This window comes from Micromonospora reichwaldensis, from assembly GCF_031845925.1.
GTDB lineage: Bacteria > Actinomycetota > Actinomycetes > Mycobacteriales > Micromonosporaceae > Micromonospora > Micromonospora reichwaldensis.
The window spans coordinates 84,177-93,983 of record NZ_JAVRFL010000029.1; the positions used below are offsets into that span (position 1 = coordinate 84,177).

Genomic DNA, 9,807 nt, shown 5'->3' on the forward strand with positions numbered 1-9,807 from the left:
GCCCTTCCTTACACTCGGGTCGGTCAGCCGGTGACGGCGTTGAGGGCCGGGAGGTAGCCGTACCGGTAGCCGTCGGCGTCGGGGTGGTACGCCTCGATGACGCCGCTGACGTCACGGATCCACGGGTCGGCCGCGCAGACCCCGTGCCCGGCGAAGTAGGGGCGGGTGTCGGCGAACGTGGCGCCGGCCGCGGCGGCCCGGCCGGAGATGACGGTGGCGAGCACGTCGGCGGCCTCGTTGAGGATGGTCCGCTTGTAGGTGCTCATCGCCAGCAGCCCGCAGGAGCCGGTCTCGAACAGGCGCGGGTAGCCGAGCACGATCAGCCGCGCGTTCGGGGCCCGGTTCCGGATGGCCGCGTACGTGGCGTCCAGCCGGCCGGGCAGCGTGGTGGTGGCGAACGCCTTCGACTCGTTGACGGCGTTGGTGCAGCTCGACGTGCTGCCGAAGCGGCAGCTGGTGATCACGTCGGCGAAGCCGGCGTCGTTGCCGCCGATGGTGATGGTGACGAGGGTGGTGCTGGTGCTCAGCGCGCCGACCTGGTTGTTGATGACGTCGGAGGTGACGGCGCCGCCGCAGGCGGGGAACGTGAAGCTGGTGACCGCGTTGGCGGCGGCCCACAGCGGGGCGTACGACTTCTGGCTGCGCAGGCAGGTGGACGGGTCGTACGGGCCGGCGCCGACGCCGGAGGAGTAGGAGTCGCCGAGGGCCACGTAGTTGAGGGCTGCGGCGGCCTGGGCGGTGCCGGGGGCGAGCAGCGCGCCGAGGGCGGCGGTGGACAGGGCGACCAGCGCGGCGAGGGCACGGGCCAGCGGGCGGTGGGGCATGAGGGGGACCTCCACGGGACAGGGGGTGGTGGGCCCGGTGACCGCGCGCGTGGCCAGGGACGGGGGCTTGTTACCAGGCGGTAATGCTATCGAAACATTCAGATCAATGGAATGGGTCGGATCGGACGACGGGGCCGACATGTTCACGATCGTCGATTAGGTTGGCCGGTGCGTACACCCCGACGGAGGGAGTCCACCCCGTGCGACGCGCTCTCACGGCGGCCATCGCCGCCCTGACCGTCACCACCGCCGGCGGCCTGGTCGCCGGCGCCCCCGGCCAGGCCGCCCCACCGGCCCTGGGTCGGCTCGTCCCCGCCGCCGCACCGCAACCCGGCGGCCCGGGACTGGGCGACAGCTACTTCCCCGACTACGGCAACGGCGGCTACGACGTCCAGCACTACGACGTCCGGCTGCGCTACGACCCGGCGACCGACCTGCTCACCGGCACCACCACCATCCTGGCCCGGGCCACTGAGGACCTGTCCCGGTTCAACCTGGACTTCCTGCTCGACGTCGAGTCGGTGCGGGTCGACGGCTGGCAGGCCACGGCCACCCGGGAGGGCGTGCACGAGCTGGCGGTCACCCCGCGCCGCGCGATCACGGCCGGCAGGCAGCTCACCATCGTGGTGCGCTACTCGGGCGTGCCGTCGGAGACGCTGGTCGGCGGCTACACCGGCTGGACCCGCACCGCCGACGGGGCGATGGTGGTCAACGAGCCGGAGTCGGCCTGGTGGTGGTACCCCAGCAACGACCACCCGCAGGACAAGGCCACCTTCGACGTCTCCGTCTCGGTGCCGACCGGCGTCGAGGTGATCAGCAACGGCGTCCAGCCGCGCCCGCCGCTGGCCGAGGCGGGCAACCGCACCCGGTGGAGCTGGCGGACCACCTCACCCACCGCCACCTACCTGTCGTTCCTCGCCATCGGCCAGTACGACATCGTCACCGACACGGCGCCGAACGGGCAGCCGGTGGTCAACGCGTACAGCGCCGGCCTCGGCGAGCTGGGGCCGGCCGCGCGGGCCAGCATCGGGCGCACGGCCGAGGTCGTCGAGTGGTGCAGCGGGATCTTCGGGCCGTACCCGTTCGAGGCACAGGGCGGCGTGGCCGGGCCCGTCGACGGCATCGGCTTCGCCCTGGAGACGCAGACCCGCCCGGTGTACGGGCCGGGCTTCTGGCGCCGGGGCGCCAACACCTACGTGGTGGTGCACGAACAGGCCCACCAGTGGTTCGGCAACTCGGTCTCGCTGGCCGACTGGAGCGACATCTGGCTGAACGAGGGCTTCGCCTCGTACGCGGAGTGGCTCTGGTCGGAGGAACAGGGCGAGGGCACCGCGCAGGAGCTGTTCGACTTCACGTACGCCAGCTACCCGGCCGACGCCGGGTTCTGGCAGGTGCCGCCGGGCGCGCCCGGACCGGGCAGGATCTTCGACGCCGCCGTCTACGACCGGGGCGCGATGACGGTGCACCAGCTACGGCTGGCCATCGGCGACGAGGCGTTCTTCGCACTCCTGCCGGCCTGGACGGCCGCGCACCGGCACGGCAACGCCACCACCGCCCAGTTCCAGGCCCTGGCCGAACGGATCTCCGGCCTGGACCTGGACGACTTCTTCACCACCTGGCTGCTCACCCCCGGTCGGCCGGACGTGCCCGGCGCGGCCCGCAAGGCCGGCCCGCCGGCCGAACCGAAGTCCTGGACCAAGCTCCGCGAGTCGCACCAGCTCCTGACCCGCTGAGCGGTACGCCGGTGCCCGCCCGGGTCTCCGGGCGGGCACCGGCGGTCGCGGGCGATGGGCTCAGCGCGCGGCCAGGGGCTGTCGGGCCGGGTCCACCGGGGCCGGCAGGGAGCCCGTCCCGCCCAGGTGGGCGTGGATGGCGGCGGCTGCGGCGCGGCCCTCCGCGATCGCCCAGACGATCAGCGAGGCCCCCCGGTGCATGTCGCCGGCGACGAAGACGCCGTCGGTGCCGGTCTGCCAGTCGGGCCGGGCGTCGATCGCGCCACGGGCGTTGCGGGAGACCCCGAGCTGGTCGAGCAGTGGCTGCTCCTCGGTGCCCTCGAAGCCGATCGCCAGCAGCACCAGGTCGGCCGGCAGCTCCCGCTCGGAGCCGGGCACCGGGGTGACGATGCGCCGCCCGTCGCGCTTCTCCACGGTCACCTCGGCGATCCGCACCGCCCGCACCTGGCCGGTGCCGTCGTCGACGAACTCCTGGACCGCGACGGCGAAGACCCGCTCGCCGCCCTCCTCGTGCGCCGGGTAGCTGCGCAGCAGCCACGGCCACGTGGGCCACGGGTCCCGGGCCTCGTCGCGCGCCTGGGGCGGCTGCGGGTAGAGGTCCAACTGGTGTACGCCGGCCGCGCCCTGGCGGTGCGCCACGCCCAGGCAGTCCGCCGCCGTGTCGCCGCCACCGATGATCACGATGTGCTTCCCGGCCGCGTCGATCGGGTTGCCGTCGGGCAGCACCGCCGTGTCAGGCCGGCCGCCCGCCGCCGCGGCGACCACCCGGTTGGCCGCGACGAGGTGGTCCATCGCCTGGTGTACGCCGCGCAGTTCGCGGCCCGGGGTCTGCGGGGTGTCCCGGCCCTGGAGCGCGCCGCAGGCGAGCAGCACGGCGTCGTGCTCGGCGCGCAACTGCTCGGCGGTGACGTCGACGCCGACGTTCACCCCGGTGCGGAAGCGCACCCCCTCGGCGGTGAGCTGGGCCAGGCGCCGGTCGATGTGGACCTTCTCCAGCTTGAAGTCGGGGATGCCGTACCGCAGGAGGCCGCCGATCGCCTCGTCGCGCTCGTACACCGTGACGGCGTGACCGGCGCGGGCCAGCTGCTGCGCGGCGGCGAGGCCGGCGGGCCCGGAGCCGACCACGGCGACCGAGCGGCCCGTCGGCGCCGGTGCCGGGCGCGGCAGCAGGCCGCCCCGCGCGACGGCCGCGTCGGCGATCTCCACCTCGACCTGCTTGATGGTGACCGGCTGCCCGCCACCGATGCCGAGCACGCAGGCCGCCTCGCAGGGCGCCGGGCAGAGCCGGCCGGTGAACTCGGGGAAGTTGTTGGTGGCGTGCAGCGACTCCACCGCGGCGTCCCAGGCGCCGGTGCGGACCAGGTCGTTCCAGTCCGGGATGCGGTTGCCCAGCGGGCAGCCGTCGTGGCAGAACGGGATGCCGCAGTCCATGCAGCGGGTGGCCTGCTCGCGGATGAGCTCCTCGCCTGCCGGCGGGTACACCTCGCGCCAGTCGCTGATCCGCACCGGCACCGGGCGGCGCGCGGGCAGCCGCCGGTCGTAGCGCAGGAAACCGTTCGGGTCAGGCACGAGCCACCTCCTGGACCGTCACCCGCGGGGCGGGCACGGCCGGCACGGACTTCGCGGCGGGCACGGAGAGTGCGCTCATCACCGCGTCGTCGACGTCGCGGCCGGCGGCTTCGGCGGCCCGCATGATCTCCAGCACCCGGCGGTAGTCCCGGGGCACCACGGCGGTGAACTCCGCCACCGCTTCCGGCCAGCGCTTGAGCAGCCCCTCGGCGACCGCCGAGTCGGTCTCGGCGAAGTGCCGCTGCACCAGCTCGTGCAGCACCGCCTGCTCCTCCCCGGACAGCGGCGCCAGGTCGACCAGCTCCGCGTTGACCCGGCGGCGGTCCAGCCGGTGCACGAAGGCCATGCCGCCGGACATGCCGGCGGCGAAGTTGCGGCCGGTCGGGCCCAGCACCACCACGGTCCCGCCGGTCATGTACTCGCAGCCGTGGTCACCGACGCCCTCGACGACGGCCACCGCGCCCGAGTTGCGTACGGCGAACCGCTCCCCCACCCGGCCGCGCAGGAACAGCTCGCCCGCGGTGGCCCCGTAGAGGATGGTGTTGCCGGCGATGGTCTGGTCCTCGGCCCGCTGCCCCGGCTCGGCCTCGCCGTCGAGGAAGGGCGCGGCGGCGTCCGGCCGCACGACGAGCCGGCCGCCGGAGAGGCCCTTGCCCACGTAGTCGTTCGCGTCGCCGTGCAGCCGGAGGGTGACCCCGCCCGGCAGGAACGCGCCGAACGACTGGCCGGCGGTGCCGCGCAGCGTGAACTCGATCGTGTCGGCGGGCAGGCCGGCCCCGCCGAAGCGACGGGTCACCTCGCCGCCGAGCATCGCGCCGACGCTGCGGTGCTCGTTGCGCACCGCCACCTCCACCCGCACCGGCGTACGGTCGGCCAGCGCCGGCCCGGCCAGGGCGATCAGCTCGTTGTCCAGCGCCAGCTCCAGCCCGTGGTCCTGGGCCCGTACGCCCCGGCGCGCGGCCCCGGCCGGCAGCTCCGGCAGGTGCAGCACGGGGGCCAGGTCCAGCCCGCCGGCCTTCCAGTGGGCGATCGCCGGGGCGACGTCGAGCAGCTCGGCCTGCCCGATGGCCTCCTCGATCGACCGCAGGCCCAGCTCGGCCAGGTAGCCGCGGACCTCCTCGGCGAGGAAGAGGAAGAAGTTCTCCACGAACTCCGGCCGGCCGGTGAAGCGTTCCCGCAGTACCGGGTTCTGGGTGGCGATGCCGACCGGGCAGGTGTCGAGGTGGCAGACGCGCATCATCACGCAACCCTCGACGATCAGCGGCGCGGTGGCGAAGCCGAACTCCTCGGCGCCGAGCAGCGCCGCGACCAGCACGTCCCGGCCGGTCTTGAGCTGCCCGTCGACCTGCACGGTGACCCGGTCGCGCAGCTTGTTGAGCAGCAGCGTCTGCTGCGCCTCGGCCAGCCCCAGCTCCCAGGGGGTGCCGGCGTGCTTGAGCGAGTTCAGCGGGGACGCGCCGGTGCCGCCGTCGTGGCCGGAGATCAGGATGACGTCGGCCTTGAGCTTCGCCACGCCCGCCGCGACGGTGCCGACGCCGACCTCGCTGACGAGCTTGACGTGCACCCGGGCGGACGGGTTGACGCACTTCAGGTCGTGGACGAGCTGCGCGAGGTCCTCGATGGAGTAGATGTCGTGGTGCGGCGGCGGGGAGATCAGGCCGACGCCGGGGGTGGCGTGCCGGGTACGGGCGATCCAGGGCCAGACCTTGTTGCCGGGCAGCTGCCCGCCCTCGCCGGGCTTGGCGCCCTGCGCCATCTTGATCTGGAGGTCGTCGGCGTTGACCAGGTATTCGCTGGTCACCCCGAACCGGCCGCTGGCGATCTGCTTCACGGCGGAGCGGCGGGCCGGGTCGTGCAGCCGGTCGACGTCCTCGCCGCCCTCGCCGGTGTTGGACTTGCCGCCGAGGCGGTTCATCGCGATGGCGAGGGTCTCGTGCGCCTCCGCCGAGATCGACCCGTACGACATGGCGCCGGTGGCGAACCGCTTGACGATCTCGGTGGCCGGTTCGACCTCGTCGAGCGGCACCGGGGGCCGCACGCCCGTACGCAGGGTGAACAGCCCGCGCAGCGAGCCGGCCGCCGCGGCCAGCTCGTCGACCTTGGCCGTGTACTGGCGGAAGACGTCGTACTGGCGGCTGCGGGTGGCGTGCTGGAGCAGGAAGACCGTCTCCGGGTTGAACAGGTGCAGCTCGCCCTCGCGGCGCCACTGGTACTCGCCGCCGACCTCCAGCCGGTCGGACGCCACGGCGCCCGGCGGCGGCCAGGCCACGGCGTGCCGGGCGGCGACCTCGGCGTGGATGCCGTCCAGCCCGATCCCGCCGATCTTGCTCGGGGTGCCCCGGAAGTAGCGGTGGACCAGCTTGGCGTCCAGCCCGACGGCCTCGAAGACCTGCGCCCCGCAGTACGACGACACCGTCGAGATGCCCATCTTGGACATGATCTTCAGGACGCCCTTGCCGAGGCCCTTGACGTAGTTGCGCACGGCCTTGGCCGGTTCCGTGCCGACGAGCGCCCCGGTGGAGATCATGTCCTCCACCGACTCGAACGCCAGGTACGGGTTCACCGCCGCCGCGCCGTAGCCGATCAGCACCGCCGCGTGGTGCACCTCGCGGCAGTCGCCGGACTCGACGATCAACGCCACCTGGGTGCGGGTCTGCTCGCGCACGAGGTGCTGGTGCACGGCGGCGGTGAGCAGCAGCGACGGGATGGGGGCGAGGTCGGCGTTGGAATCCCGGTCCGACAGCACCAGGATGCGGACGCCGTCCTCGATGGCCTCGGAGACGTGCCGGCAGATCTCCGTCAGCCGGGCCTTGATCCCGGCGCCGCCCTCCCGGACCCGGTAGAGCCCGGAGACCCGGACCGCCTTGAAGCCGGGCAGGTTGCCGTCCTCGTCGATGGAGAGGATCTTCGCCAGCTCGTCGTTGTCGATCACCGGGTACGGCAGCACGATCTGCCGGCAGCTCGCCGGGCCCGGGTCGAGCAGGTTGCCCTCCGGGCCGATGGTGGACGCCAGGCTGGTCACCAGCTCCTCGCGGATGGCGTCCAGCGGCGGGTTGGTGACCTGCGCGAAGAGCTGATGGAAGTAGTCGTAGAGCAGCCGCGGCCGGGTGGAGAGCGGGGCGATCGGGGTGTCGGTGCCCATCGAGCCGAGCGGCTCGGCGCCCGTGCGCGCCATCGGCGCGAGCAGGATCTTCAGCTCCTCCTCGGTGTAGCCGAAGGTCTGCTGACGGCGGCGTACGGAATCGTGGGTGTAGACGGTGTGTTGGCGCGGGGGCAGGTCGGTCAGCTCGATCAGGCCGGCGTGCAGCCAGTCGGCGTACGGCTGCTCGGCCGCCAGCTCCGCCTTGATCTCCTCGTCGTGCACGATCCGGCCGGCGACGGTGTCGACCAGGAACATCTTCCCCGGCTGGAGGCGGCCCTTGGCGACCACCCGGGCGGGGTCGAGGTCGAGCACGCCCGCCTCGCTGCCGAGCACCACGAGCCCGTCGTCCGTACGCCACCAGCGCCCCGGGCGCAGCCCGTTGCGGTCCAGCACGGCGCCGACGACCTCGCCGTCGGTGAAGGCGACCGACGCCGGCCCGTCCCACGGCTCCATCAGGCTCGCGTGGAAGCGGTAGAAGGCGCGCTTGTCGGCGGCCATGTCGGGGTCGTTCTCCCACGCCTCGGGGATCATCATCAGCACCGCGTGCGGCAGGCTCCGCCCGGCCAGGTGCAGCAGTTCGAGGACCTCGTCGAAGTTCGCCGAGTCGGAGGCGGCCGGGGTGCACACCGGGAAGACCCGGCGGATGTTGCCCGGCAGGTTCGGGGTGCGCAGCAGCGCCTCGCGGGCCTGCATCCAGTTGCGGTTGCCCCGGATCGTGTTGATCTCGCCGTTGTGCGCGATCAGCCGGTACGGGTGCGCCAGCGGCCAGGAGGGGAACGTGTTGGTGGAGAAGCGGGAGTGCACCAGCGCGATCGCGCTCTCCACCCGCGCGTCGGCCAGCTCCGGATAGAACGCCGGGAGCTGGTCGGGGGTGAGCATGCCCTTGAACACCATGGTCCGCCCGGACAGCGACGGGAAGTAGGCCGGCACGCCCCGCTCGGCGCTCTCCCGCTCGGCCTGCTTGCGCACGCAGAACGCGACCCGCTCCAGCTCGACACCGCCCAGCGGCGACCCGGCCGGCCCGGCCGCCGAGCCCGTGAGCCGGCGCGCGGCGAGGAAGAGCTGCCGCACCCGGGGCATCGCCGCGAGGGCGGTCTCGCCGAGGCCGCTCGGGTCAACCGGCACGTCCCGCCAGCCGAGCACGTCGGCCCCCTCGACCAGCGCGTACTTCTCCACCACGCGGCGCGCGCGGGCCTCGGCGTCGTCGTCGTCGGGAAGGAAGACCAGGCCGGTGGCGTACTCGCCGGCGGGCGGCAGCGGGAAGTCCACCACCGCGCGCAGGAACGCGTCCGGAATCTGGATCATGATGCCCGCGCCGTCGCCGGTGTTGGGTTCCGCGCCTCGGGCTCCCCGGTGGTCCAGCCGGCAGAGCGCGTCGAGGCCGTTGACCACGACCGCGTGCGAGCGCCGCCCGTGCAGGTCCGCCACGAAGGCCACACCGCAGGCGTCGTGCTCCTGCGCGGGGTCGTAGAGCCCGGCCGCGGGCGCACCCGGGCCGAGGTGCGGGGCCTGCTTCGGGCTGCTGTGAGGGTACGGAAAGGCCACCGGGCCTCCTGTCGTCGCTCAGGGTGGATCTCGATCGGGACGACGTCGGCCCTCAAGGGTCTATTGAGTCTACGTTAGGGTCCGGCGCGCAAGGCCAGTGCAGATTGATCACACCTTCCAGACTCTGGGACGTGTAGTCTCGCGCGGTGGATTTTCTCGACAGGGACCTGTTCGGCCGGTTGGAGCACTTCTACGACGCGGTGCCCCGGGACGCGGCGCGTACGGAGGAGTACGGCCCCCTCGTGCTGTTCGTCAGGGAAGGCGCCGGCTGGCCGTTCTACGCCCGGCCCCGGCTCGACGCCACCGGTGCGCCGTCGCTGGCGGACATCACGGCCGTACGCGAGCGGCAGCGCGAACTCGGCCTGCCCGAGGCCCTCGAATGGGTGCACGAGACCAGCCCCGACCTGCTGGCCGTGGCCCGCTCGGCGGGGCTGGCGGTATTGGAGGCGCCGCTGATGGTGCTCGACCCGGCCGCCCTGCCCGACCCGGGCACCCTCACGGACGTACCGCTGCGGATGCTCGACGCGGCGGCGCGCGACTTCGCGGCGGACGTGGCGGCGCGGCGGGCGGTCGCCGCCGTCGGGTTCTCCGCGGCCGGCACCGAACCCGGCGCGGCCGGCACCGCGCAACGCGACGCCGCGATGGCCGAGCTGGACGAGGCGGCGCTCGACGAGGAGCGGAGCCGCGTCGCGGACGGCCGGCGCCTGTCCGTGCTGGCGGAGACGCCCGCCGAGGGCGCGCTGGCCAGCGGGATGGCGATGCGCGTCGGCGACGTCGCCGAGATCGCCGGCGTGGCCACCCTGCCGGCCGCCCGCCGCCGTGGCCTGGGCGCGGCGGTCACCGCCACGCTGGCCCGCGAGCTGCTGGCCGCCGGCACCGACCTGGTCTTCCTCTCGGCGGGCAGCGAGGACATCGCCCGGGTCTACCTGCGCGTCGGCTTCCGCCGCGTCGGCACCGCCTGCATCGCCGAACCCACCCCCGTCACCCCCTGACG

5 protein-coding genes are annotated in these 9,807 nt (G+C 73.7%); 2 read left to right on the plus strand and 3 right to left on the minus strand.

From position 1 onward, the window contains the following. Positions 1-23 precede the first annotated feature (23 nt). Positions 24-824, minus strand: a complete 801-nt coding sequence (locus RM555_RS22625; protein ID WP_311413621.1) for an SGNH/GDSL hydrolase family protein — start codon at positions 822-824, stop codon at positions 24-26. A 200-nt stretch (positions 825-1,024) separates the two neighbouring features. Between RM555_RS22625 and RM555_RS22630 the strand changes: the two genes are divergently transcribed. Beyond that, positions 1,025-2,557: a M1 family metallopeptidase gene (locus RM555_RS22630; RefSeq protein ID WP_311413622.1), complete on the plus strand. Its 1,533-nt coding sequence runs from the start codon at positions 1,025-1,027 to the stop codon at positions 2,555-2,557. Between the two features lie 60 nt (positions 2,558-2,617). Here RM555_RS22630 and RM555_RS22635 read toward each other — a convergent pair whose 3' ends face one another. Together RM555_RS22635 and gltB are read right to left on the minus strand one after the other, a co-directional pair. Continuing rightward, entirely contained in the window at positions 2,618-4,126 is a 1,509-nt protein-coding gene (locus RM555_RS22635; RefSeq protein ID WP_311413623.1) for a glutamate synthase subunit beta, read from the minus strand. After that, positions 4,119-8,813: a glutamate synthase large subunit gene (gene gltB, locus RM555_RS22640; protein ID WP_311413624.1), complete on the minus strand. Its 4,695-nt coding sequence runs from the start codon at positions 8,811-8,813 to the stop codon at positions 4,119-4,121. The genes RM555_RS22635 and gltB overlap by 8 nt, the downstream gene beginning before the upstream one ends. 146 nt (positions 8,814-8,959) lie before the next feature. Between gltB and RM555_RS22645 the strand changes: the two genes are divergently transcribed. After that, positions 8,960-9,805, plus strand: coding sequence for a GNAT family N-acetyltransferase (locus RM555_RS22645; protein WP_311413625.1), 846 nt, complete (start codon positions 8,960-8,962; stop codon positions 9,803-9,805). Positions 9,806-9,807: the final 2 nt, after the last annotated feature.

Bases quoted from the DNA above. Each gene is read 5' to 3' on its own strand.
- RM555_RS22625 (WP_311413621.1), bottom strand. From the start codon at position 824: ATGCCCCACCGCCCGCTGGCCCGTGCCCTCGCCGCGCTGGTCGCCCTG.